The following is a 23,843-nucleotide window of genomic DNA, read 5'->3' as shown; positions in this document are numbered from 1 at the left end:
GCGTTTCTACCGCCAAACGCCCGCCCGGTAAACCGCGACGCCCTACAGTGTGTAGCCGAGGCACCAGAAATGGGCGCCGAGGTCGAGCTTCACCCCCTGGGCATCGGGCGGCGGCAGGTCGCGCAGGCGGCGCCGCGCAGCGGCTTCGTCGCCGCCGCCCAAGGCCTCGCGCTCGTCGATCAGCACCACCCGCGCGCCCGGCCCGAGGCGCCGGTGCAGGCCGGCGAGAACGGCGGCGGCCTCGGGCTCCGGCAGGGCGGAGGAGAGGAAGGCGCTGAAGCCGGCGTCCCAGGCACCGGAAACCCGCTCCAGCCCGCCGAGTTCGCAGGCGGCGAAGCGCACGCGCCCGGGCGGGAACTTGCCCGCGGCCGCGACGGCACGGAGAAGGTCGGCATCGTCGTCGAGGGCGAGCACACCGTGCGCCGCCAGGGCCAGGTGGCGGGTCCACCAGCCGGCACCGCACGCCACCTCCAGCACCGCGCGGCCGGCGAGCAGGCCCTGCACCCGCCCCACCAGCAGCGCCAGTTCCCGTTGCAGGTCGAGGCGGGCCGCCATCTCGTCGACGCGCCGGGCGCGCCGGCGCGCGGCGGTGGGCGGTGCGGCGAGCGGCGGCACGGCGGGCGTTGCGGCGCTGTAGAGGCTGTGTGACACGCGTCCTCCCGGCGGACGGTTGATCCGTCCCTGCCTGTGATCGTGGGGGTCCGGCGGTTACGGGCGATGGTATTCGCACCCTGCCGTCCACCTCTCCGAGTTTACCCGTGGTTCGTGACAGTCGCGTGACAGGGCGTTGAAAATACCGCTAAAACCCGCGGATTCCCTAAACAAGCGGGGGATAAGGTGGAGGTCTTCAGGAAGCGCTTTACGGGCGCGGCGCGGCGGGACAAAATCGCCCGGCGTCGGGTGCGACGGCCAGCGTCGCCGCCAAGGAAGATCACCGCCGGGGGAGGCCTTCGATGGAGTTTTCTGTCGTCACCCTGAACACCTGGAAGTGCGACGGCCTGTACCGCGACCGCCTGCGCCTCATGGCCGACGGTCTGCGCGCCCTGGCGCCCGACTTGGTGATGCTGCAGGAGGCCTTCGCGGCCGACGACGACGGCACCGGCGAGCCGGTGGACACCGCCCTCAGCCTCGCCGAGGCGACCGGCATGCATGTGGTCCGCCACGCCGGGAGGCGCAAGGAGCGGCTGTTCGAGACGCGGACGGTGGTCTCCACCTCCGGCCTCGCCATCCTGTCGCGCCGCCCCATCCTGCGGCACGAGGTGATCGAGCTGCCGACCGACCCGCGCGACGGCGACCGTCAGGCGCTCATCGCCGTCATCGAAGGCGACGACCCGGCGCGGCCGGTGATCGCCGTCACCACCCACCTGTCCCACCTCGCCCGCGCCGACGAGCTGCGGCAGGCCCAGATGGATGCCGCGCTGGATGCGGTGGCCGCCCTGCCCGAGACGCCGTCGGCGGTTTTCCTCGGCGGCGACCTCAACACCGGCGCCGACAGCGAACTCATCACAACCCTCGGCCGTCGGCACGGGCTGGAGGTCACCAACGCCTATCACGTCGGCGATCTCGACGTCAGCTTCCCGACCCTGGTGAGCGCCCTGCCCCGCCGCGCCGCGACGCGCGACAAGTGCATCGACTTCATCTTCCTGCTGAGCGCCGCCCAGGCCGCCCCCAGCTACCGGCTGGTCACGACCGAGCGCGTGCTCGACAAGCCCGACCCGGAAACCAGCACCTACCCCAGCGACCATACGGGCGTGCGGGCGGTGTTCGCGCGGGTGGCGTGAGCGACGGGAATAGCTGGAAAAGGGTGCCGGATCAGCGGCTGGTCTGGCTGACCACGTGGCCGCCTTCGCGGTGGCCGTAGAGGGCATGGGCGCGCTTCTCGAAGGCCGCGACCATGCGGGCGACCGCTTCCGAGAACAGCGCGCCCATGATCTTCTGCAGCACCAGCGAGCGGAACTCGAAGTCGACGTAGAAGTCGATCAGCGTCCCACCCTCGGCCTCCTCGAAGACCCAGTGGTTGTTCAGGTACTTGAAGGGGCCGTCGGTATAGGTGACGTCGATGCGGCAGTCGTCGGGCGACAGGGCGACGCGGCTGGTGAACTTCTCGCGCACCATCTTGAAGCCGATGACCAAGTCGGCCCAGAACACGTGCCCCTCGCGCCGCTTGATGCGCGAGGCGAGGCACCACGGCAGGAACTCCGGGTAGCGTTCGACCTCGGACACCAGGGCATAGAGCTCCTGCGGCGTGTAGGGCAGGAAGCGTTTCTCGGCGTGCGTCGGCATCGGCGGGCCGTTACTCGGCCGCCGGGGCGGCTTTGCCGAGCTGCGCGAGGCGCGCCGCCTTCAGCTGCTCGAAGTCGCGGTCGGCGTGGTAGGACGACCGGGTCAGCGGCGACGCCGACACCATGAGGAAGCCCTTGGCGCGCGCCATGCGGGCGTAGTCGTCGAACTCGTCCGGCGTGACGAAGCGGTCGACGGCCACGTGCTTGGGCGTCGGCTGCAGGTACTGGCCGATGGTCAGGAAGTCGACGCGGGCGGAGCGCAGATCGTCCATGACCTGCATCACCTCTTCCTTCGTCTCCCCCAGGCCGACCATGATGCCGGACTTGGTGAAGACGTCGGGGGCCGCGTCCTTGACGGTGTCGAGCAGGCGCAGAGACCCGAAGTAGCGGGCGCCGGGACGGATCGCCTGATAGAGCCGCGGCACGGTTTCCAGGTTGTGGTTGAACACGTCCGGCCGCGCCTCGGCCACCTTGCGGATGGCGCCTTCCTTGTTGCGGAAGTCGGGCGTCAGGATCTCGATGGTGGTGCCGGGGGCATGCTCGCGCACCGCCCCGATCACCTTCACGAAATGGTCGGCACCGCCGTCTTCCAGGTCGTCGCGGTCGACGGAGGTGATGACGACGTGCCGCAGGTGCATTTCCCGCACCGCCTCGGCCACGTTCTTCGGCTCGTGGGGGTCGAGGCTGTTCGGACGGCCGGTCTTGACGTTGCAGAACCGGCACGCCCGGGTGCAGGTATCCCCCATGATCATCACCGTCGCATGCCGGTTCTTCCAGCACTCGCCGATGTTGGGGCAGGCCGCCTCCTCGCACACGGTGTTCAGCGACAGCTTGCGCATGAGCTGCCGCGTCTCGCCGTATTCCTTGGAGGTCGGCGCCTTGACGCGAATCCACGACGGCTTGCGCTGGTGCGCGGGCTTCGCCTCGGCGTCGGGCTGCGGTGCGGGGGTGGTGATCGGGGTGTCGCTCATGGTGACCTAGAAATGGATCGCCCGGCCGAAAGCGTCAAGCACGGACTCGTGCATCATTTCCGACAACGTCGGGTGCGGGAAGATCGTGTGCATGAGGTCGGCTTCCGTCGTTTCCAGGGTCTTGGCGATGCCATAGCCCTGGATCAGCTCGGTGACCTCGGCGCCGATCATGTGCGCGCCCAGGAGTTCGCCGGTCTTGGCGTCGAACACGGTCTTCACCAGGCCCTCGGGCTCGCCGAGGGCGATGGCCTTGCCGTTGCCGATGAACGGGAAGCGGCCGACCTTCACCTCGTAGCCCTGCTCCTTCGCCTTCTTCTCGGTCAGGCCGACCGAGGCGACCTGCGGGTGGCAGTAGGTGCAGCCGGGGATGTTGCTGCGGTTCATGGGGTGGACGTCGGGCAGGCCGGCGATCTTCTCGACGCAGATGATGGCCTCGTGGCTGGCCTTGTGGGCGAGCCAGGGGCCCTGCACCAGATCGCCGATGGCATAGAGCCCGTCGACGCCCGTGCGCAGGTAGCCGTCCACCTGGATGAAGCCGGCCTTGTCCTGGGTCAGGCCCAGGCCGTCGATGCCGATGTCCTCGACGTTCGGCTGGATGCCGACGGCCAGGATGACGCGATCGACGGTGATCTCGCTCTTCTTGCCGTTCTCGTCGAGCACGGCGGTGACGCTGTCCGCGCCCTTCTTCAACTCGGCGACCTTGGTGTTGACCTTGATCTTGAGCCCTTCCTTCTCCAGCGCCTTCTTGAGGAAGGCCGAGATTTCCTCGTCCTCCGCCGGCACGATGCGGTCGAGCACCTCGACCACCGTCACCTCGGTCCCGAAGGCGGCGAAGAAGCTGGCGAACTCGATGCCGATGGCGCCCGAGCCGACCACCAGCAGCTTCTTCGGCATGGTGTTGGGCACCAGCGCGTGGCGGTACGTCCACACCAGCTTGCCGTCGGCTTCCAGGCCCGGGAAGGTGCGGGCGCGGGCGCCGGTCGCCAGGATGATGTGCTTGGCGGCGACGTCGGCGACGGGCTTGCCGTCCTTCTCCACCGCCACCTTGCCCTTGCCGGCGAGGCGGCCGTGGCCGTCAAAGACGGTGACCTTGTTCTTCTTCAGCAGGTGCTTGACGCCGCCCGACAGCTGGCCGGCCACGCCGCGCGAGCGCTTGACGATGGCGTCCAGGTCGAAGCCCACCCCTTCGGCGCTGAGGCCGAAGGACTTGGCGTGCTTGAAGGTGCGGTAGATGTCCGCCGAGCGCAGCAGCGCCTTGGTCGGGATGCAGCCCCAGTTGAGGCAGATGCCGCCCAGGTGCTCGCGCTCCACCAGCGCCGTCTTCATGCCGAGCTGGGCGGCGCGGATGGCGGCCACGTAGCCGCCGGGACCGCCGCCGACGACGACCAGGTCGAAGGTGTTTTCGGCCATGGGATCAGGTCTCCTTCTCGCCCGTCGGCGTCACAGCATGAGGGACAGCGGGTCTTCCACGATCGCCTTGAAGGCGGCGAGGAATTCCGCACCGACGGCGCCGTCCACCACGCGGTGGTCGACCGACAGCGTGCAGGTCATCATGGTGGCGACGGTCAGGGCGCCGTCCACCACCACCGGGCGCTGCTCGCCGGCACCGACGGCCAGGATGCAGCCCTGCGGCGGGTTGATGATGGCCGCGAACTCGCGGATGCCGAACATGCCGAGGTTGGAGACCGAGAAGCCGCCGCCCTGGTATTCCTCGGGCTTCAGCTTGCCGGCGCGGGCGCGCTTGGCGAGGTCCTTCATCTCGTTGGACAGCGTCGCGAGGCCCTTCTGGTCGGCCTTCTTGAGGATGGGCGTGATGAGGCCGCCCTCGGTCGCCACGGCGACGGAGACGTCCACGTCGTCCCAATACAGGATGCCCTCGTCGGTCCAGCTGGCATTGGCGGCCGGCACGCGGCGCAGCGCCACGGCGACGGCCTTGATGACCAGGTCGTTGACCGACAGCTTGAAGGCATCGCCGCCCTTGTCGTTCAGCTGCTTGCGCAGCTTCAGCAGCTCGTCGATGCGCAGGTCGATGGTCAGATAGAAGTGCGGCACCGTCTGTTTGGACTCGCTCAGGCGGCGCGCGATGGTCTTGCGCATGCCCGAGTTGGGCTCCAGGCGGTAGGGCCGGCCCATGGCCACCTGCTCCGGCGTCGCGCTGGCGACCGCCTTGGCGGCGGCGGGAGCCTGCGGCGCGGCCTGCGCCGTCTCCGCCTTGCCCGCCGCGGCGGCGGCCGGCGCGGCCTTGCCGGTGCCGTCGGCCTTGGCCTTCTCCACGTCCGCCTTCACCACCCGGCCCTTGGGGCCGGTGCCGGCGATCTGGCCGAGGTCGAGCCCGGCATCCTTGGCGATGCGCTTGGCGAGCGGGCTCGCGAAGACGCGGTCGCCCTTGGCGGCCGGCGCCGGAGCGGCGGCGGCAGGCTTGGGCGCTTCCGTGGCCGGCGCGCCGGCGGCGGCCGGGGTGGCGGCCGAAGCGGCGGCGTCGCCCTTGGTCGGCACCGGTTCGGCCGCGGCCGGCGAGGCGGCCGCGTCGATCGCGCTGGCGTCCTCGCCCTCTTCCAGCAGCACGGCGATGGGCTGGTTCACCGCTACGCCGTCGGTGCCTTCCGCCACCAGGATCTTGCCGAGCACGCCTTCGTCGGCGGCCTCGAACTCCATGGTGGCCTTGTCGGTCTCGATCTCGGCGATGATGTCGCCGGCCGCCACCGTGTCACCTTCCTTCTTCAGCCATTTCGCCAGCTTGCCCTCCGTCATGGTGGGCGAAAGCGCCGGCATCAGGATCTGCGTCGCCATGGTGCGTTGTCTCCTTCGCCGGGCTTACTTGTAGAGGACGGCCTTGGCGGCATCCCGGACCTTCTCGGGCTGCGGCAGGCTCATCTTCTCGAGGTTGGCGGCGTAGGGCATGGGGACGTCGGCGCCGGCGACGCGGCGGACGGGCGCGTCCAGCCAGTCGAAGCACTGCTCCATCATGACCGCGCTGATTTCCGAGCCGATGCCCGAGAAGGCCCAGCCCTCTTCCACCGTCACGATGCGGTTGGTCTTGCGCACGCTGGCGATGATGGTGGTGACGTCGAGCGGGCGGATGGTGCGCAGGTTGATGACCTCGGCGTCGATGCCTTCCTCGGCCAGCAGCGCCGCGGCGTCGAGCGCCACGCCGACCATGCGCGAGTAGGCGACGATGGTGACGTCCTTGCCCTGGCGCTCCACCTTCGCCTTGCCGATGGGCAGCACGAAGTCGTCCACGTCGGGCACATCGAAGCTCTGGCCGTACATGATCTCGTGCTCGAGGAACACCACCGGGTTCGGGTCACGGATGGCGGCCTTGAGCAGGCCCTTGGCGTCGGCGGCGGACCACGGCGCGATGACCTTCAGGCCCGGGCAGTGGGCGTACCACGAGGCATAGTCCTGGCTGTGCTGCGCGGCGACGCGGGCGGCGGCGCCGTTGGGGCCGCGGAACACGATGGGGCAGCCCATCTGGCCGCCGGCCATGTAGAGGGTCTTGGCCGCCGAGTTGATGATCTGGTCGATGGCCTGCATGGAGAAGTTGAAGGTCATGAACTCCACGATCGGCTTCAGCCCCGCGAAGGCGGCGCCGACGCCGAGGCCGGCGAAGCCCATCTCGGTGATCGGCGTGTCGATGACGCGCTTGTCGCCGAACTCGTCCAGCAGACCCTGGCTGACCTTGTAGGCGCCCTGGTACTGCGCGACTTCCTCGCCCATGAGGAACACGCCTTCGTCGCGGCGCATTTCCTCGGCCATGGCGTCGCGCAGGGCTTCACGCACGGTCTGGCGCTTGAACTTCTCGTAGGTCGGCTCCGCCTCCATGGGCGGGGCGTAGGCCGTGGTGGTCTCGATCACCGCCTCGTAGAGATCGCCGAGGTCGGCGGCTGTCGGCTGCTCGGCCGGCGCGGTGTTGCGCATGGACGGCGGCGCCTGCTCTTCCGGCTTGGCCGGGGCGGGCGTCGAGGCCGGCGCGTCCCCCTTGGCGGCGACCGCCTCGGCGGCGGAGGCGTCCTCGCCCTCCTCCAGCAGCACGGCGATGGGGCGGTTGACCTCGACGCCCTCGGTGCCCTCGGGCACCAGGATCTTGCCGAGGATGCCCTCGTCGGCCGATTCGAACTCCATGGTGGCCTTGTCGGTCTCGATCTCGGCGATGATGTCGCCGGCGGCGACGGCGTCGCCTTCCTTCTTCAGCCACTTGGCGAGCTTGCCCTCCGTCATGGTCGGCGACAGGGCGGGCATCAGGATTTCGGTAGCCATGTTCTCTGTGCGCTCCTATTCGCCTCAGGCGTCGACCAGGATGTCGGTGAAGAGCTCCGACGGATCGGGCTCCGGGCTGTTCTGGGCGAACTCGGCCGCTTCGGAGACGATGGCCTTGACCTCGCGGTCGATCTCCTTCAGCGCGTCCTCGCTCATGCCGCCGTCGAGCAGCATCTTGCGCACGTTGTCGATGGGGTCGTGCTCCGACCGCATCTTGGAGACTTCCTCCTTGGTGCGGTACTTGGCCGGGTCGGACATGGAGTGGCCGCGGTAGCGGTAGGTCTTCATCTCGAGGATGTACGGGCCGCCGCCGTCGCGCACCATGTCGACCACGCCCTGCGTCTCCTGACGCACGGTGGTGACGTCCATGCCGTCGACCGCCTTGCCAGGGATGCCGTAGGCGTGACCGCGCTCGTGCAGGTCGGCACGGGCCGAGTGGCGTTCCACCGACGTGCCCATGCCGTACTTGTTGTTCTCGATGATGTAGATGACCGGCAGCTTCCACAGCGCCGCCATGTTGAAGCTTTCGTACACCTGGCCCTGGTTGACCGCGCCGTCACCCAGGTAGCAGTAGCACACGCCGCCGTCCTCGCGGTACTTGTGGGCGAAGGCGAGGCCGGTGCCGAGCGGCACCTGCGCGCCGACGATGCCATGGCCGCCGAAGAAACCCTTCTCGCGGCTGAACATGTGCATGGAGCCGCCCTTGCCCTTCGAATAGCCCCCGCGGCGCCCGGTCAGCTCGGCCATCACGCCCTTGGGGTCCATGCCGGTGGCCAGCATATGGCCGTGGTCGCGGTAGCTGGTGATGATGGTGTCGCCCGGGCTGGCGCAGGCCTGCACGCCGACGACGACCGCTTCCTGGCCGATGTAGAGGTGACAGAAGCCGCCGATGAGCCCCATGCCGTACAGCTGCCCCGCCTTCTCCTCGAAGCGGCGGATGAGCAGCATGTCGCGGTAGTAGGACTGGAGATCGTCGGGGGTGATGGAGACGTCGCCCTGGGGGGCGGGGGACTTGGGCTTGCGGCGTTGGGTTGCCATGGTTCCTCCCCGGAATGACGGTCGCGCCGGCGGGCGCCGGCTCGGGTGATCCTCTGAAATTATCGATCACCGCCCGTTTTGCAAGCGCGGGTTCGTTATAAGTTGTTGTTTTGCAATGCACAAACCAGCGTTAACCGAAACACGGTTAAGTAGCTGGCGAGCAACACGAATGCCATTGTCGGATTTCCCGTCCACGACATTCGCGGTCGCGAAACAGGGCTCGGGCGGGGTATTTGATGCGCCCCATGCGCTTCGAAGGGTAACGAAATAACAAGGACTTCCACACCCGCACTGCCCGTTCGGGTGGCCCGACAGGCGGTTGCCGCGGTGCAGCGAACGCACGGACTCGAACAGCGGCGCCGTCCCTCCCGGGATGGCCCCGCCGTCTCACATGGCGTCGGTGTGCGGGATCGTCTAGAGGCGATCGGCCGGCAGGATGCGCTCGTCCGGATAGCCCATGTTCAGCATGATGCGCGCCCGCTCTTCCAGCATGTCGGGATCGAGGCTGTCGGGGCGCAGCAGCGAGACGCGCTTTTCCAGCTCCGTCTTCTCGGCGCGGACTTCGGACAGCGTGTCCTCGGCCTTGGTGATCTCGTTCTTCAGATGCACCCAGGCGATGAGGCCGCGGTCGCCCTGGACGATGTGATAGCTGAAGTACACCACCGCGCCCATCCCGATCAGGGGGGCGACGGCGTAGCGCAGGCGGCGGCGTATTTCGTTCATCAGGGTCATGGCATAGAGAGAATCACGGCCCGATTGCGGCGTCAATTCATCTTTGTGAGGAGTTTCAACGAGTCGCGCGGTGTTGCCGAAGAGACTCACCCTTTGGGAGGAGTATGACCTTCGACAGAGGCGCTCGCCGCGCCGCTCCAGCGGCCGCAGTCGGCCGTGGTATGGTCGCCCTTCACCCCTCGCCTCTCCGCCCCGACCGCCGGAGCCCGCCATGCCCGCATCCGCCGACCTGCTGCCGCCCGACCCCATGACGCCCTACCCCATGCCGGGCCATCCGCGTGTCGGGTTCCTGAAGCCGCTGCTGACCAACCCGCTCATCGAGGTCGGGGAGTACACCTACTACGACGACCCCGACGGGCCGGAGCATTTCGAGAAGAACGTGCTCTATCACTATGATTTCATTGGCGATCGGCTGGTGATCGGGAAGTTCTGCGCCATCGCCTGGCAGACCAAGTTCATCATGAACGGCGGTAGCCATCGCACCGCCGGGCCGTCCACCTTCCCCTTCCTCATCTTCGGCGGCGGCTGGGCCGGCCGGTTCGACGGCGAGATGGACTTCCCCCACAAGGGCGACACCCGCGTCGGCAACGACGTGTGGCTCGGCTACGACAGCCTGGTGATGCCCGGCGTCACCATCGGCGACGGCGCCATCGTCGCCGCCCGCTCGGTGGTGACCGCCGACGTGCCGCCCTATGCCATCGTCGCCGGCAACCCCGCCCGCGTGGTGCGACTGCGCTTCCCCGAGGACGACGTGGCGACGCTCCTCCGCCTGCGCTGGTGGGACTGGCCGGTGGAGGCCATCACCCGCCACCTGCCGCTGATCTCCGGCGGCCCGGTGGACGCGCTGGCGGAGGCGGCAGCGCGGGAGGGGTTGCCGGGCTGATCCACGAACGGGAAAGGGCGCCCGGACCATCGTCCAGGCGCCCTTCCCTATCGCAGGTCCGGCCCGGCGATCAGCCGCGCAGGATGCCCTTGCCCATGTAGACGGCGGCCGAGCCCAGCTCTTCCTCGATGCGGATGAGCTGGTTGTACTTGGCCAGGCGGTCGGAGCGCGACAGCGAGCCGGTCTTGATCTGGCCGCAGTTGGTGGCGACGGCGATGTCGGCGATGGTGGAGTCTTCCGTCTCGCCAGAGCGGTGCGACAGCACGGCGGTGTAGCGCGCCTTGTGCGCCATCTCGACGGCCTGCAGGGTCTCCGACAGGGTGCCGATCTGGTTGACCTTCACCAGGATGGAGTTGCCCACGCCCTTGGCGATGCCGTCGGCCAGGCGCTCCGGGTTGGTGACGAACAGGTCGTCGCCCACCAGCTGCACGCGGCTGCCGAGGGTCTCGGTCAGCATCTTCCAGCCGTCCCAGTCGTCTTCCGACATGCCGTCCTCGATGGAGAGGATGGGGTAGCGGTTGCACAGGTCTTCCAGGTAGCGGACGTTCTCTTCCGCCGAGAAGGTCTTGCCCTCGCCTTCCATGACGTACTTGCCGCCCTTGAAGTACTCGGTGGAGGCGCAGTCGAGCGCCAGCATCATGTCGTCGCCCGGCTTGTAACCGGCGGCCTCGATGGCCTGCATGATGAAGCCGAGCGCCTCGTCGGCCGACTTCAGGTTCGGCGCGAAGCCGCCTTCGTCACCGACGTTGGTGTTGTGGCCGGCGGCGTGCAACTTCTTCTTGAGGTTGTGGAACACCTCGGAACCCATGCGGACGGCATCGGCGATGCTGTCGGCCGACACGGGCATGATCATGAATTCCTGGATGTCGATGGGGTTGTCGGCGTGCTGGCCGCCGTTGACGATGTTCATCATCGGCACTGGCAGGGTGTGCGCGAAGGCGCCGCCGATGTAGCGGTAGAGCGGCAGGCCGGCCTCTTCCGCCGCAGCCTTGGCGACCGCCAGCGACACGCCGAGGATGGCGTTGGCGCCGAGGCGCGCCTTGTTGTCGGTGCCGTCCAGGTCGAGCAGGGTCTGGTCGATGACCAGTTGGTCCTCGGCTTCCATGCCGGACAGCGCCTGGAAGATCTCGCCGTTGACGCTCTCGACGGCCTTCAGCACGCCCTTGCCGAGGTAGCGGCCCTTGTCGCCGTCGCGCAGCTCGACCGCCTCGTGGGCGCCCGTGGACGCACCCGACGGCACCGCGGCGCGACCGAAGGCGCCGCTCTCCAGGATCACGTCGACCTCGACGGTCGGATTGCCGCGGGAGTCGAGAATCTCACGGCCGTGGATGTCGATAATGGCAGTCATGGCGAGTCCAGCCCTCGAATTGGATTGGGTGGGTCTTTGAACGGGTTCCCTCATAGCCCTCCGGCAGGCGGTTGGCAAGGCAACGTCGGGTGACGATGCGAAAACGCGCGGCGCAACAGGGACGTCCGGTCAATCGGCCGCCGAAACCTCCTCCGAAAGGAGTGTGGCGCGGATATCGGGCGGTGCCGCCTCCGCCCACAGGAGCAACGCGTCGAGCGCAGGGCACAGGGCCTGCCCCCAGTCGGTCAGGCGATACTCGACGCGGGGCGGCACCTCCGGGTAGACGGTCCGCGCCACGACGCCGTCCCGCTCCAACTGGCGCAGCTGCTGGCTGAGCATCTTCTGCGAGATGCCGGGGATCGCCCGTTCCAACTCGGAGAACCGCAGCACCTTGCCGCCGAACAGGTGAAACAGGATCACCAGCTTCCACCGCCCTTCGAGGATGCGCAACGTGTGCTGGATGCCTGCGGTGGCGGAAAAGGCATCGTATGTCGGACGCTCGCTCATTGGTGCGCACCTTACTTTTTCGTGCGTACTTGCCTGAAGGTTAGGCTACTCGCATCCTCGGGGTCCGGCAACACCAGCCCATGGAGGATCCCGTGACCGAAGCCCTGGCCCTGCCCCCAGGTATCGCCGCCTACGTCGAGGCCAATGCCCGCCTAGACGCCGACGCAATGGCGGCGCCGTTCACCCCCGATGCCGTCGTGCACGACGAAGGACGCAGCCACCGGGGAACCGCGGCGATCCGCGCCTGGATCGACGAAGCCACGATCGCCAACGCCGCTGTCGCGACCCCCGTCGCAGTCCGGCGAGACGGCAGCCTGGTCGCCGTCGCAGCCGAAGTGACCGGCAACTTCCCGGGCAGCCCGATCCGCCTCACCCTTCGGTTCACCCTCGCGGGCGACGCCATTTCCAAGCTGGAGATCGGGGCATGACACGCGTGCGTGGCTCCGTGCCGCAGGCCGCCGGCGAGTTCGCGGGCAAGCGCATCGTCGTCACCGGCGGCACCAAAGGCACCGGCGCTGCAGTGGTACGGCGCCTGGTTTCCGCAGGCGCCGCCGTGGTGACCGCCGCCCGCGGCGACCGGCCGGGAGACATAGCGGAGGGAGTGACGCTGATCCGCGCCGACCTCGGCACCGACGCCGGCTGTTCCGTTCTGGCGGAGGCCGCGCGGGACGTCCTGGGCGGCGTCGACATCCTGGTCCACGTCCTCGGCGGGTCATCCGCGCCGTCGGGCGGCTTCATGGCCCTCGACGACGCCATGTGGGCGAAGGAGTTGTCCCTGAACCTCCTGAGCGCCGTCCGTCTCGACCGCTTTCTCGTGCCGGCCATGGTGGCCGGCGGCAAAGGCGTGGTGATCCACACCTCGTCCATTCAACGCAGCCTTCCTCTGCACGACTCGACCATCGCCTATGCCGCCGCCAAGGCGGCCCTCAGCACGTACAGCAAGGCCCTGTCAAAGGAAGTCGGGCCGAAGGGCGTGCGGGTGGTCTCGGTCGCGCCTGGCTGGATCTACACCTCCGCCGCCGAAGCCTTGGTCAGACGGATCGCCGAAGGCGCGGCAATTTCGGGGGACGCTGCGCGGCAGAGCATCCTGGACTCCCTCGGCGGTATCCCGCTCGGCCGTCCGGCGCAGCCGGAGGAGGTGGCGGAGTTGATCGCCTTCCTTGCGTCGGACCGCGCCTCGGCCATTCACGGCACCGAGTACGTCATCGACGGCGGGACCATCCCCACCGTCTGAGCGGTCCTCAGCCGAGCGTCACCGGATGCTGCTTGGCGACGGCGTCGAACTTCTGCAGCAGCGCCAGCAGCTCCGGCATCTGGCGCAGCGGGATCATGTTGGGGCCGTCCGACGGGGCGCAGTCGGGGTCCGGGTGGGTCTCGATGAAGACGCCGGCGATGCCGACCGCCACGGCGGCGCGCGCCAGGACAGGCGCGAAGCGGCGGTCGCCGCCGCTGCTCTGACCCTGCCCGCCCGGCTGCTGCACGCTGTGGGTGGCGTCCAGCACCACCGGGCAGCCGGTGTCGTGCGCCATCTGCGGCAGGCCGCGCATGTCGGTGACGAGCGTGTTGTAGCCGAAGGACGCGCCGCGCTCGGTGACGATGACGTTGCGGTTGCCGCTGTCGTCCAGCTTGGCCACCACGTTCTTCATGTCCCACGGCGCCAGGAACTGGCCCTTCTTGACGTTGACCACGGCGCCGGTCTCGGCGGCGGCGATCAGCAGGTCGGTCTGGCGGCAGAGGAAGGCGGGGATCTGCAGGATGTCCACCACCTCGGCCACCGGCTTGCACTGCTCGGCGGTGTGGATGTCGGTGAGCACCGGCAGACCGAGCGACTCGCGGACCTCGGCGAACACAGCCAGCGCCTTGTCGAGCCCGAGGCCGCGCTTGCCCTTCAGGCTGGTGCGGTTGGCCTTGTCGAAGCTGGTCTTGTAGACGAAGCCCATGCCGAGGGCCGCCGTCATCTCCTTCAGCGCCGACGCGACTTCGAGCGCGTGCTCGCGGCTTTCCATCTGGCACGGACCGGCGATGAGGGCGAGCGGCAGGTCGTTACCGAACACGACGGAACCGGCGGAGACGTGACGCACGGGGGCTGCGGCGGTCATGGGCTCTCTTCCTCAGGTACGGACGGGGCTTCGCGGGCGGCCGGGAGGAGGCCTGGCCGCACCGGTCTTTCTACTGTTTCACAGTGTCATGCCCGGACTTGATCCGGGCATCCATGGCTCCCCGGACGGTGGCCGTGGAGGGCGGTGCTCCGCGGCCGGCGGTGGCGACGCCCTGGATGGCCGGGTCGAGCCCGGCCATGACACCTCATCTAAAACCCTACACTGTCATGCCCGGACCTGATCCGGGCATCCACGGCGCCCCGGACGGCGGCCGTGGAGGTCGATGCCCTGCGGCCGGCGGTGGTGCCGCCGTGGATGGCCGGGTCGGGCCCGGCCATGACACCTCTCTAAAACCCTACTCTGTCATGCCCGGACTGATCCGGGCATCCACGGCTCCCCGGACGGTGGCCGTGGAGGGCAGTGTTCCGGCGGCCGGCGGTGGTGACGCCGTGGATGGCCGGGTCGAGCCCGGCCATGACAAGCTCATATGTCTACTCTCAGCACATTGCCGTCTGTGTCATGCCCGGACGGCGGCCGTGGAGGGCGCTGCCCTGAGAACGGCCCGCCTCACACCAGCCGCGAGTGCTCGATGGAGGCCTTCACGAAGGCGGTGAACAGCGGGTGCGGCTCGAAGGGCTTGGACTTCAGCTCCGGGTGGAACTGCACGCCGATGAACCACGGGTGGTCCGGGTTCTCGACGATCTCCGGCAGCAGGCCGTCGGGCGACATGCCCGAGAACAGCAGGCCGGCGCCTTCCAGACGGTCGCGGTAGTTGATGTTGACCTCGTAGCGGTGGCGGTGGCGCTCCATGATGCGCTCGCTGCCGTAGACCTCGTGCGCCAGGGTGCCCGGCTTGATATGGCACTCGTAAGCACCGAGGCGCATGGTGCCGCCCAGGTCGTCGTTGGCGTGGCGGCGGACCAGGGTGTTGCCCTGCAGCCATTCGGTCATGATGCCGACCAGCGGCTCCTTGGTCGGGCCGAACTCGGTGGAGCTGGCGCCCGTGATGCCGGCCATGTTGCGGGCCGCCTCGATCACCGCCATCTGCATGCCGAAGCAGATGCCGAGGTAGGGCACCTTGCGCTCGCGGGCGAACTGCGCCGCCTTGATCTTGCCTTCCGCGCCGCGCTCGCCGAAGCCGCCGGGCACCAGGATGCCGCCGACGTTCTCCAGGTAATAGGCGGCGTCTTCCTTCTCGAACACCTGGGCGTCGATCCAGTCGAGCTTCACCTTCACGTTGTTGGCGATGCCGCCGTGGGTGAGCGCCTCGGCCAGGGACTTGTAGCTGTCGAGCAGCGAGGTGTACTTACCGACGACGGCGATGGTGACCTCGCCTTCCGGCTTGGCGACGCGGCCGCGCACGAATTCCCAGCGCGACAGGTCCACCTTGGGTGCCGCCTCGATGCCGAAGTGCTTCAGCACCTGAACGTCGAGCTTCTCCTCGTGGTAGGAGATCGGCACCTCGTAGATGGTCGAGACGTCGAGCGCCGGGATGACGTTCTCGTAGGGCACGTTGCAGAACAGCGCGACCTTGCGGCGCTCGCCGTCGGGGATCTGGCGGTCGGCGCGGCACAGCAGCAGGTCGGGCTGGATGCCGACCGACAGCAGTTCCTTCACGGAGTGCTGCGTCGGCTTGGTCTTCAGCTCGCCGGCGGTCGGGATGTAGGGCAGCAGCGTCAGGTGGATGAACATGGTGCGCTGCGACCCGAGCTCGTTGCCGAGCTGGCGGATCGCCTCGAGGAACGGCAGGCCCTCGATGTCACCGACGGTGCCGCCGATCTCGACGAGCATGAAGTCCTCGTCGTCGATGTCCGACAGCACGAAGGTCTTGATGGCGTCGGTGACGTGGGGAATCACCTGCACCGTCCCGCCCAGGTAATCGCCGCGGCGTTCCTTGGCGAGCACGGTGGAATAGATCTTGCCGGTGGTGACGTTGTCGGAGCGCCGCGACGGCACGCCGGTGAAGCGCTCGTAGTGGCCGAGGTCGAGGTCGGTCTCGGCGCCGTCGTCGGTGACGTAGACCTCGCCGTGCTGGGTCGGGCTCATGGTGCCCGGGTCGACGTTGAGGTACGGGTCGAGCTTGCGCAGGCGCACCTTGTAGCCGCGCGACTGCAGCAGCGCACCGAGCGCGGCGGAGGCGAGCCCCTTGCCGAGAGAGGAGACAACACCGCCGGTGATGAAGATGAAGCGCGTCATGGGAGCCTAACCTGCCTCGAATCGCATGGGGCCGCCCCGCGCCCGGCGGCGGCGGTCCCGTTTCGATGGACTTGCAAACAGCGGGAGGCGGCCCGGAAGCCGCCTCCGAAGCGGATCGTCAGTTGCCGGAGATCGGCGCCTGCGGAGCGGCCGGGGTGGCCGGAGCGGCAGCGCCCGGAACCGGCGGAGCCGCCTCGCCGCCCGACGGCAGACCCGGCGTGGCGGGCGCATCGACCGGTGCCTCTTCCAGGATCGCGTCGACGCGCGAACCGCCCTGGTTGGCCAGCAGCGCCAGCGTCATGCTGGTCACGAAGAAGCCGGCGGCCAGGATGCCGGTGGCACGGGTGAGCGCGTTGCCCGCGGCGCGGCCGCTCATCAGGCCGGCGCCGCCCCCGCCGCCGCCGCCCATGCCGAGCCCGCCGCCTTCGGACCGCTGAAGAAGGATCAGTCCGACCAGCGCGATGCAGATCAGCAGATGGATGACGAGTACGACAGTGATCATCGGTCTTCCAAAACCCAAACGCGGACGAGGGCCGATCCTGCAAGGGGGCCGGCCCCGTCCGCCTTATCCGAAATGGTCGAGCGCTGTTTTAGTGCGCCCGGTCTTCTAAATCCAGGGCAAATCGCGTCGCGTCAGGGGCAGCCCTGGGCGATGGCCCAGAAATCCTCGACCTTCAGGCTGGCGCCGCCGACCAGCGCGCCGTCCACGTCGGTCAGGGCGAGCAGTTCCTTGGCGTTGTCCGGCTTCACGGACCCGCCGTAGAGGATGCGCAGGCGGGCGGCGTCGTCGCCCATCTTCTCGCGCGCCTGCTTGCGGATCTCGGCGTGCACCTCGGCGACGTCGTCGGGGGTCGCCACCTTGCCGGTGCCGATGGCCCACACGGGCTCGTAGGCGACCACGGTGTTCTCCGGGGTGGCGCCTTCGGGCAGGCTTTCCAGCAGCTGGCTGGTGACCACCGACAGGGCTTCGCCGCGGTCGCGCTGGTCCAGCGTCTCGCCGATGCAGACGATGGCGATCAGGCCGGCGGCGTGGGCCGCGCCGGCCTTGGCCTTGACCACCGCGTTGCTCTCGGCGTGGTCCTGGCGGCGCTCGGAATGGCCGACGATGACGCAGGAGGCGCCGACGTCCTTCAGCATCCAGGCGGAAGTGTCGCCGGTGTGGGCGCCCTTCTCCTTGGCGTGGCAGTCCTGGCCGCCGACCAGCAGGGTGGAGCCGGTGGCGGCGGCGGCCACCTCGGCCACCAGCGTCGTCGGCGGGCACACCAGCATGTCGAAGGCCTGGTCGCCCGAGCGCAGATGGGCCACCAGGCCCTCTACGAGCTTCAGGCCGTCGGCGCGCAGGCCGTTCATTTTCCAGTTGCCGGCAATGAGGGGGCGGCGGGCGGTCATGGTGGTCTATCCCTCCTAGAATCGGGTGGCGGAAGCTCTACCACAGCCGCCAACGCTTGACCACAGGGGGCGGAACGGCGGGACTGCGCCGTTTCTCCGGTTGCCGGGCCGGCTCCCGCCCCATAAGATGCCGGACCCAAAGACTTTCCACAGAACATGGACACGTTCCCGCACCATGCTCGATACGCTTCGCAAGGGTGCCTCCACAGGTCCCGCCAAGGTTCTCTTCATCCTGCTGATCCTCAGCTTCGGCATCTGGGGCATCGGTGACGTGGTGCGCGGGGTGGGCGGCAGCACGGCCGCCATTACGGTCGGCGACGTGGAAGTCCCGCCGGGCGAGGTGCGAGCCGTGTTCCAGCAGGAGCTGGACCGCCTGCGCCGCACCCTCGGCCCCGACATGACCGCCGAACGCGCCCGCGAGCTCGGCCTGCTCGACGCCGCCATCGCCCAGGTGGCGCGCGACGCCGTGGTGCGTGCCGCCGCCCAGGACCTCGGCATCGTCGTCAGCTCCACCGAGCTGCGCCGCCAGCTGGAGCAGATTCCGGCCTTCCGCAACGCGCAGGGCCAGTTCGACCGCACCCTGTTCGCCCGCGTGCTGCAGCAGAACAACCTGTCGGAAGAGGCCTTCCTGCAGAGCCTGGAGCGCGACATGGTGCGCGACGCGCTGCTGGTCGGCCCGGTCAGCGGCGCCGTGGCGCCGGCGCCCGTGGTGGCGCCGCTGGTGGCCTTCCAGAACGAGGAACGCGAGGCGACCGCCGTCTTCATCGACGCGAGCGCCCAGCCGCTGCCGCCGGTGCCCGACGATGCCGGCCTGCAGAGCCTCTACGACGAAAATATCGACGCCTTCACGGCGCCCGAGTACCGCGGCCTGACCGCCCTGATCGTCCGCCCGGCCGACCTCGCCGATCAGGTGGAGGTCACCGACGAGGCCGTCGCGGAAGCCTACGAACAGCGCATCGACGAGTTCCGTACGCCCGAGCAGCGCGTGGTGCAGCAGGTGCTGGTGGACGACGAGGCCGCCGCCCAGGCGGTCGCCGACGCCGCCAAGGGCGGCGCGACGCTCGCCGCCGCCGCCGAACAGGCCGGCGCCGGCGCCCCCATCGACCTCGGCGCCGTCGGCCGCGACGCCCTGCCCGGCGAGGCCGCCGACGTCGTCTTCGGCCTCGAGGCCGGCAGCGTCAGCGCCCCGGTGCAGACGCCGCTCGGCTGGCACGTCTTCCAGGTGAGCGAGGTGCGCCCGCCGCAGACGCAGCCGCTCGACGCCGTGCGCGACCAGGTGCGCCAGCGCCTCGCGCAGGACCAGGCCGTCGACACCCTCTACGACGTCACCGCGCAGATCGAGGACGCCCTCGGCGGCGGCGCGACGCTGGAGGAAGCCGCGCAGCAGGCCGGCCTGCCGCTGACCACCATCCAGGCCGTCGACCGCCAGGGCCTGACGCCCAAGGGCGCGCCGGCCGAGGGGCTGCCGGAAGAAGAGGCCTTCCTCGACACCGCCTTCCAGACCGAAGAAGGCCGCGACTCCCTGCTGCAGGAAATCGGCCAGGGCTACTTCATCGTCCGTGTCGACGAGGTGACGGCGCCGCAGCCGCGCCCCTTCGCCGAGGTGCGCGACCGGGTGGTGGAGCTGTGGCAGCAGAAGACTCGCCAGGATCTCGCCCGCCAGCAGGCCGACGCGGTGGCCGAGGCCCTCCGCGCCGGCCGCGATCCGCAGGCCGCAGCCGAAGGTATCCCGGGCGCCACGGTCGCGCAGACGCCGCGCTTCACCCGCGTCGTCAACGGTGTCGCGACGCCAGCCGGCAGCCTGCCCGCCGCCCTGGTGGACGACCTGTTCGAAGCGGCGGAGCCGGGCGCCGTCGCCGTCGGCCGCACGTCCGCCGGCTGGGCGGCCGCCGAGCTGACTGCCGTGCATCCGGTGGAGCAGCCGGCCGAGCTGCCGAGCTTCGGTCAGGTGCAGCAGCAGATGCGCTCCACCATCGCCGACGACCTCGCGACGCAGTTCCTGAACGCCTATGCCGACCGCTTCGGCGTGCAGGTCAACCGCGCCGTCATCGACCAGACCCTCTGACCGCCGAGCCCGTCGCGGGGCCGTCCGGCAGCGGGCGGCCCCGAACTTCTTCCACCGCCGCCATGCCAGCCGAGCAGGACCGCCTCCCATGACCGCCCATCCCGACTTCACCACCTTCGCCGGCCTCTATGCGCAAGGCACGCCGCAGGTCGTGTGGCGGACCCTGGTGGCGGACCTGGAGACGCCGGTGTCGGCCTACCTGAAGCTGGCCGACGGGCAGGCCATGAGCTTCCTGCTGGAGAGCGTCGAGGGCGGCGCGGTGCGCGGCCGCTACTCGGTCATCGGCATGAAGCCGGACGTGGTGTGGCGCTGCCGCGGCGACGCCGCCGAAATCAACCGCCACGCCCGCACCCGCCCCGAGGCCTTCGAGCCCGACGGCACCGCCTTCGACTCCCTGCGCCGCCTCATCGCCGAAAGCCGCATCGACCTGCCGGCGCCGCTGCCGCCCATGGCGGCGGGCCTCGTCGGCTACATGGGCTACGACATGGTGCGGCTGGTGGAGAAGCTGCCCGACGCCAACCCGGACCCCATCGGCATCCCCGACGGCGTGTTCCTGCGCCCGACGGTCATGGCCATCTTCGACGGCATCAAGGACACGGTGACGCTGGTCACGCCGGTGCGCCCGCAGGACGGCGTGTCGGCGGAAGCCGCCTACGAGGCGGCGCAGGAACGGCTCGCCGACGCCGTCGCCGACTTCGAGCGCTCCCTGCCCTACCGCCGGGAACCGCTGCACCGCCAGCCCGAACTGCCGGTGCCGCAGTCCAACCTGACGCGCGAGCAGTTCCACGCCATGGTCGCCAAGGCCAAGGAGTACATCCTGGCCGGCGACATTTTCCAGGTGGTGCTGTCGCAGCGCTATACGCTGGATTTCGGCCTGCCGCCGTTCCAGCTCTACCGCGCCCTGCGGCGCACCAACCCGTCGCCGTTCCTCTTCCACCTGGACATGGGCGGCTTCACCATCGTCGGGTCGAGCCCGGAGATCCTTGTGCGCCTGCGCGACGGCACCGTCACCGTGCGCCCCATCGCCGGCACCCGCCCGCGCGGCGCGACGCCGGAACAGGACCAGGCGCTGGCCGCCGACCTGCTGGCCGACCCGAAGGAGTTGTCGGAACACCTCATGCTCCTCGACCTGGGGCGCAACGACGTCGGCCGGGTGGCCAAGGTCGGCTCCGTGAAGGTGACCGACAAGATGATCATCGAGAACTACAGCCACGTCATGCACATCGTGTCCAACGTGGAAGGCGAGATCGACCCCAAGTACGACGCCATGGACGCCCTCATGGCCGGCTTCCCGGCCGGCACCGTCTCGGGCGCGCCCAAGGTCCGCGCCATGGAGATCATCGACGAGTTGGAAGGCCTGCGCCGCAGCTTCTACGCCGGCGCCATCGGCTACATCGCGGCGTCGGGCAGCATGGACACCGCCATCGCGCTCCGCACCTGCGTCGTGAAGGACGGCCGCATGGTCATCCAGGCCGGCGCCGGCATCGTCGCCGACAGCGACCCCGAGAGCGAGTACCAGGAATGCGCCAACAAGGCCCGCGCCCTGGTCCGCGCCGCCGAGGAAGCGATGAGTTTCGCGTCGCGGTGACGCGCCGCCGGCCGCCGCGGCGGCCGGCCATTTGAAGGGCACGGCGCTTCCGCTTATAGTCTTCCAGAGCGAGGCGTCCGGAACTATCCGGCGCCCGGCGGCGGAAAAGCGGAATGAGCGGCACGACGCACCCCTATCGTCAGGCGAACGCCGAAGCGGTCAACGACCGGGCGAAGCTCCTCATGCATCGCCTCGTCGCACGCCGCTTGCGGGACGAGCCCGGCCTCGCGGCGAGGGCGCTGGAGTTCGTCCGGGCCACTGACGGTCTCGCGGCCGACGCGGAGTGGCGGGCGCTTCTGTCCATGGATCCGGCCACCGTTCGCCGGAAGATCACCGAGCGCTCGGCCGACATGACGCGCCTGCGGATCAGTTCGCCCTTCGGCCGCGTCGCCGGCCTCGGCGACCCCGAGCTTCGCCGTCGCATCTGGAGGAAGGCCCGCCGGGGGCTCGCGCATGGCGACTGACGTGCGCACGCTCGCCGACGTCGAACGCGCCGTGCGGTCGCTCTGCCGGCATTTCAGGACCGACCACGTGATCCTTATCGGAAGCCAAGCCGCTCTACTCGAGTGGCCGGACGCTCCGATCATCGTGCGCACGTCCGGTGAGATCGACGCCTATCCCGGCAACATCCGGGAGTGGGAAGACCGAAATCGGGAGCCGGCCAGCGAGGAAATCAATGCGCTCTTCGGCTGGGGCTCGACCTTCCACGAGCAGTTCGGCTTCTACATCGACGGCGTCGACGACCGTACCGCGAAGCTCCCGCCGGATTGGCGCGCGGAAGCCGTTACGCGCACCATCCTGGACGAGGCCGGCGAACTGACGGCCGTCGCCCCGTCGGCCCGCGACCTGATCGTCTCCAAGCTCCATCGGCTGACGGACAAGGACAAGGATTTCATCGCGGCGTTCCATGCCGAACGTCCGCTCGACATCGACGACCTTCTCGCCCGCCTGGCGGAGTGTCGTCCTGACGCTTCCGTACTGGCCGGCGCACGCGCTTTCCTCGCGTCGCTGACGTGACGCCTCAGCCCTTGTCCCGCAGGATGCGCGCCTTCTGGCGTTCCCAGTCGCGCTTTTTCACGGACTGCCGCTTGTCGACCACGTTCTTGCCTTTGGCGAGGCCGAGCTGGACCTTGGCGAGGCCGCGCTGGTTGAAGTACAGCGACAGCGGCACCACCGTCATGCCGTCCTTCGCGACGGACATGAGCAGGCGCGCCAGCTCCTTCTTGTGAAGCAGCAGCTTGCGCTTGCGCCGTTCCTCGTGCCCGAAGGTCTTTCCGGCGTTGTAGGAGGCGATATAGCTGTTGATCAGCACGAGCTCGCCGCCCTGGGGGGCGGCGAAGCTCTCGGCGATGTTGGCCCGACCCATGCGGAGGCTCTTGACCTCCGATCCCATGAGCACGAGGCCCGCCTCGATCGTGTCGACGATCTCGTAGTTGTGGCGGGCCTTGCGGTTCTGGGCGACGTTGCCGTGGCTGATCAGCTCGCTTTTGGGATTCTCTTTTTTTGCCATGACGTCAGTTGATAATGCCGGCGCTCACCATGGCGTTGCGCACGCGCTCCTTGGTGGCGTCGGTGACGGGCACGAGCGGCAGCTTGACCGAGCCGTCGCACTTGCCGAGCAGGCTGGCGGCGTACTTCACCGGGCCGGGGCTGGTCTCGACGAACATCGCCTCGTGCACCGGCATCAGGCGGTCGCGGATGGCGAAAGCGGTTTCAAGGTCGCCCTTCTGCCACGCCTCGTGCATCTGGGCGCACAGGCGCGGCGCGATGTTGGACGTCACCGAGATGCAGCCGTGACCGCCCTGGGCCAGGAAGCCCATGACCGTCGGGTCTTCGCCGGACAGCTGGCAGAAGTCCGCACCGATGGCGAGGCGGGTCTTCAGCGGCCGCGCGAGGTCGTTGGTCGCGTCCTTCACGCCGACGATGTTCGGCAGCTTGGCCAGGCGCGCCATGGTCTCGACGCTCATGTCGACGACGCTGCGGCCGGGAATGTTGTAGATGACGATGGGAATGTCCACCGCGTCCTGGATGGCCTTGAAATGCTGGAAGAGGCCTTCCTGGGTCGGCTTGTTGTAGTAGGGCGTCACCACCAGCGCGGCATCGGCGCCGGCGTCCTTGGCACGCTGCGTCAGCCAGATGGCTTCATCGGTGGAATTGGAGCCGGTACCGGCGATCACGGGCACTTTTTTCGCGGCGGCCTCGACACAGAGCGCGACCACGCGGGCGTGGTCTTCGTGCAGAACCGTCGGGGACTCGCCCGTGGTCCCCATGGGAACCACGCCGTGAATGCCCTCGGCGATCTGCCACGCGACGAAATCCTGGAACGCCTTCTCGTCGACCTTGCCGTCGCGGAAGGGGGTGATGAGCGCGGTGATGCACCCCTTGAACATGTCTTGCTCCGTGCGTGCGCGAAATGAGCCGTGAAAAGAGGGAGAAGGTAGACGCCCCGAACGCCCGCCGCAAGCATCGTTCGTCACCGCATCGTAAC

General features: G+C 69.0%; 24 protein-coding genes. 8 read left to right on the top strand and 16 right to left on the bottom strand.

The features are described from left to right. Window positions 1–42 precede the first annotated feature (42 nt). Window positions 43–651 carry a class I SAM-dependent methyltransferase gene (locus CRP50_RS08750; RefSeq protein WP_097278659.1) on the bottom strand — a complete coding sequence of 203 codons (609 nt, stop codon included), beginning with the start codon at window positions 649–651 and terminating at the stop codon, window positions 43–45. 302 nt (window positions 652–953) lie between these two features. On the opposite strand from CRP50_RS08750, the gene CRP50_RS08745 reads away from it, so the two are divergent. Then, a complete protein-coding gene (locus CRP50_RS08745; protein WP_097278657.1) occupies window positions 954–1,781 on the top strand; it encodes an endonuclease/exonuclease/phosphatase family protein in 828 nt (275 codons plus the stop codon). Between the two features lie 31 nt (window positions 1,782–1,812). Here CRP50_RS08745 and CRP50_RS08740 read toward each other — a convergent pair whose 3' ends face one another. The 7 genes from CRP50_RS08740 to CRP50_RS08710 form a co-directional block, all read right to left on the bottom strand. After that, window positions 1,813–2,283 carry a type II toxin-antitoxin system RatA family toxin gene (locus CRP50_RS08740; RefSeq protein WP_097278656.1) on the bottom strand — a complete coding sequence of 157 codons (471 nt, stop codon included), beginning with the start codon at window positions 2,281–2,283 and terminating at the stop codon, window positions 1,813–1,815. Between the two features lie 10 nt (window positions 2,284–2,293). Further along, window positions 2,294–3,253: a lipoyl synthase gene (gene lipA / locus CRP50_RS08735; protein WP_097278655.1), complete on the bottom strand. Its 960-nt coding sequence runs from the start codon at window positions 3,251–3,253 to the stop codon at window positions 2,294–2,296. A gap of 6 nt (window positions 3,254–3,259) precedes the next feature. Continuing rightward, window positions 3,260–4,663 (bottom strand): dihydrolipoyl dehydrogenase, encoded by a 1,404-nt coding sequence (lpdA, locus tag CRP50_RS08730; protein WP_097278654.1) that lies wholly within the window; start codon window positions 4,661–4,663, stop codon window positions 3,260–3,262. Window positions 4,664–4,693: 30 nt separating this feature from the next. Beyond that, window positions 4,694–6,043 (bottom strand): pyruvate dehydrogenase complex dihydrolipoamide acetyltransferase, encoded by a 1,350-nt coding sequence (locus tag CRP50_RS08725; protein WP_097278652.1) that lies wholly within the window; start codon window positions 6,041–6,043, stop codon window positions 4,694–4,696. A gap of 24 nt (window positions 6,044–6,067) precedes the next feature. Then, window positions 6,068–7,510, bottom strand: coding sequence for a pyruvate dehydrogenase complex E1 component subunit beta (locus CRP50_RS08720; protein WP_097278651.1), 1,443 nt, complete (start codon window positions 7,508–7,510; stop codon window positions 6,068–6,070). A gap of 24 nt (window positions 7,511–7,534) precedes the next feature. Continuing rightward, complete coding sequence (gene pdhA / locus CRP50_RS08715) at window positions 7,535–8,548, bottom strand: pyruvate dehydrogenase (acetyl-transferring) E1 component subunit alpha (RefSeq protein ID WP_097278649.1); 1,014 nt, start codon at window positions 8,546–8,548, stop codon at window positions 7,535–7,537. 414 nt (window positions 8,549–8,962) lie between these two features. Next, on the bottom strand, window positions 8,963–9,280 hold the full coding sequence (locus CRP50_RS08710) for an FtsB family cell division protein (RefSeq protein ID WP_245913412.1): 318 nt from the start codon (window positions 9,278–9,280) through the stop codon (window positions 8,963–8,965). A gap of 211 nt (window positions 9,281–9,491) precedes the next feature. On the opposite strand from CRP50_RS08710, the gene CRP50_RS26335 reads away from it, so the two are divergent. Continuing rightward, entirely contained in the window at window positions 9,492–10,163 is a 672-nt protein-coding gene (locus tag CRP50_RS26335; RefSeq protein WP_097278648.1) for a CatB-related O-acetyltransferase, read from the top strand. 70 nt (window positions 10,164–10,233) lie between these two features. Here the strand turns inward: CRP50_RS26335 and eno are convergent, their stop codons facing one another. Then, the gene (gene eno, locus CRP50_RS08700; RefSeq protein WP_097278647.1) at window positions 10,234–11,511 is read right to left on the bottom strand and encodes a phosphopyruvate hydratase; all 1,278 of its coding nucleotides are present in this window, start codon (window positions 11,509–11,511) and stop codon (window positions 10,234–10,236) included. Window positions 11,512–11,640: 129 nt separating this feature from the next. Further along, window positions 11,641–12,018, bottom strand: a complete 378-nt coding sequence (locus tag CRP50_RS08695) for a winged helix-turn-helix transcriptional regulator (protein WP_097278646.1) — start codon at window positions 12,016–12,018, stop codon at window positions 11,641–11,643. 92 nt (window positions 12,019–12,110) lie between these two features. On the opposite strand from CRP50_RS08695, the gene CRP50_RS08690 reads away from it, so the two are divergent. Further along, window positions 12,111–12,446 (top strand): nuclear transport factor 2 family protein, encoded by a 336-nt coding sequence (locus tag CRP50_RS08690; RefSeq protein WP_217992021.1) that lies wholly within the window; start codon window positions 12,111–12,113, stop codon window positions 12,444–12,446. Beyond that, a complete protein-coding gene (locus CRP50_RS08685; RefSeq protein ID WP_097278644.1) occupies window positions 12,443–13,252 on the top strand; it encodes an SDR family oxidoreductase in 810 nt (269 codons plus the stop codon). Before CRP50_RS08690 ends, CRP50_RS08685 begins: the two co-directional genes overlap by 4 nt. A gap of 7 nt (window positions 13,253–13,259) precedes the next feature. Here the strand turns inward: CRP50_RS08685 and kdsA are convergent, their stop codons facing one another. The 4 genes from kdsA to tpiA form a co-directional block, all read right to left on the bottom strand. Continuing rightward, the gene (kdsA, locus tag CRP50_RS08680) at window positions 13,260–14,117 is read right to left on the bottom strand and encodes a 3-deoxy-8-phosphooctulonate synthase (RefSeq protein WP_097278642.1); all 858 of its coding nucleotides are present in this window, start codon (window positions 14,115–14,117) and stop codon (window positions 13,260–13,262) included. A gap of 567 nt (window positions 14,118–14,684) precedes the next feature. Further along, the gene (locus CRP50_RS08675) at window positions 14,685–16,313 is read right to left on the bottom strand and encodes a CTP synthase (protein ID WP_097278641.1); all 1,629 of its coding nucleotides are present in this window, start codon (window positions 16,311–16,313) and stop codon (window positions 14,685–14,687) included. A 118-nt stretch (window positions 16,314–16,431) separates the two neighbouring features. Next, on the bottom strand, window positions 16,432–16,815 hold the full coding sequence (gene secG, locus CRP50_RS08670; protein ID WP_097278640.1) for a preprotein translocase subunit SecG: 384 nt from the start codon (window positions 16,813–16,815) through the stop codon (window positions 16,432–16,434). A 131-nt stretch (window positions 16,816–16,946) separates the two neighbouring features. After that, window positions 16,947–17,702 carry a triose-phosphate isomerase gene (tpiA, locus tag CRP50_RS08665; RefSeq protein ID WP_097278638.1) on the bottom strand — a complete coding sequence of 252 codons (756 nt, stop codon included), beginning with the start codon at window positions 17,700–17,702 and terminating at the stop codon, window positions 16,947–16,949. Between the two features lie 175 nt (window positions 17,703–17,877). Here tpiA and CRP50_RS08660 point away from each other — a divergent pair, with 175 nt between their 5' ends. The 4 genes from CRP50_RS08660 to CRP50_RS08645 all read left to right on the top strand — a co-directional run bounded on the left by CRP50_RS08660 (window position 17,878) and on the right by CRP50_RS08645 (window position 22,372). Next, window positions 17,878–19,767, top strand: a complete 1,890-nt coding sequence (locus CRP50_RS08660; RefSeq protein ID WP_176525091.1) for a peptidylprolyl isomerase — start codon at window positions 17,878–17,880, stop codon at window positions 19,765–19,767. 88 nt (window positions 19,768–19,855) lie between these two features. Then, complete coding sequence (gene trpE, locus CRP50_RS08655; RefSeq protein ID WP_097278635.1) at window positions 19,856–21,355, top strand: anthranilate synthase component I; 1,500 nt, start codon at window positions 19,856–19,858, stop codon at window positions 21,353–21,355. Window positions 21,356–21,468: 113 nt separating this feature from the next. Beyond that, a complete protein-coding gene (locus CRP50_RS08650; protein WP_097278634.1) occupies window positions 21,469–21,819 on the top strand; it encodes a hypothetical protein in 351 nt (116 codons plus the stop codon). Next, entirely contained in the window at window positions 21,809–22,372 is a 564-nt protein-coding gene (locus CRP50_RS08645; RefSeq protein WP_176525090.1) for a DUF6036 family nucleotidyltransferase, read from the top strand. Before CRP50_RS08650 ends, CRP50_RS08645 begins: the two co-directional genes overlap by 11 nt. 4 nt (window positions 22,373–22,376) lie before the next feature. On the opposite strand, the gene smpB is transcribed toward CRP50_RS08645, so the two are convergent. Both smpB and dapA read right to left on the bottom strand, forming a co-directional pair. Further along, window positions 22,377–22,865 carry an SsrA-binding protein SmpB gene (smpB, locus tag CRP50_RS08640; RefSeq protein ID WP_097278632.1) on the bottom strand — a complete coding sequence of 163 codons (489 nt, stop codon included), beginning with the start codon at window positions 22,863–22,865 and terminating at the stop codon, window positions 22,377–22,379. Between the two features lie 4 nt (window positions 22,866–22,869). Then, window positions 22,870–23,745, bottom strand: a complete 876-nt coding sequence (gene dapA / locus CRP50_RS08635) for a 4-hydroxy-tetrahydrodipicolinate synthase (RefSeq protein WP_097278631.1) — start codon at window positions 23,743–23,745, stop codon at window positions 22,870–22,872. Between the last annotated feature and the right edge of the window lie 98 nt (window positions 23,746–23,843).

The sequence above is a fragment of the Caenispirillum bisanense genome (genome assembly GCF_900230255.1).
Classification (GTDB): domain Bacteria; phylum Pseudomonadota; class Alphaproteobacteria; order Rhodospirillales; family Rhodospirillaceae; genus Caenispirillum; species Caenispirillum bisanense_A.
The sequence above is the reverse complement of the archived record's forward strand: the minus strand, read 5'-3'. Positions and strand labels throughout refer to the sequence as shown.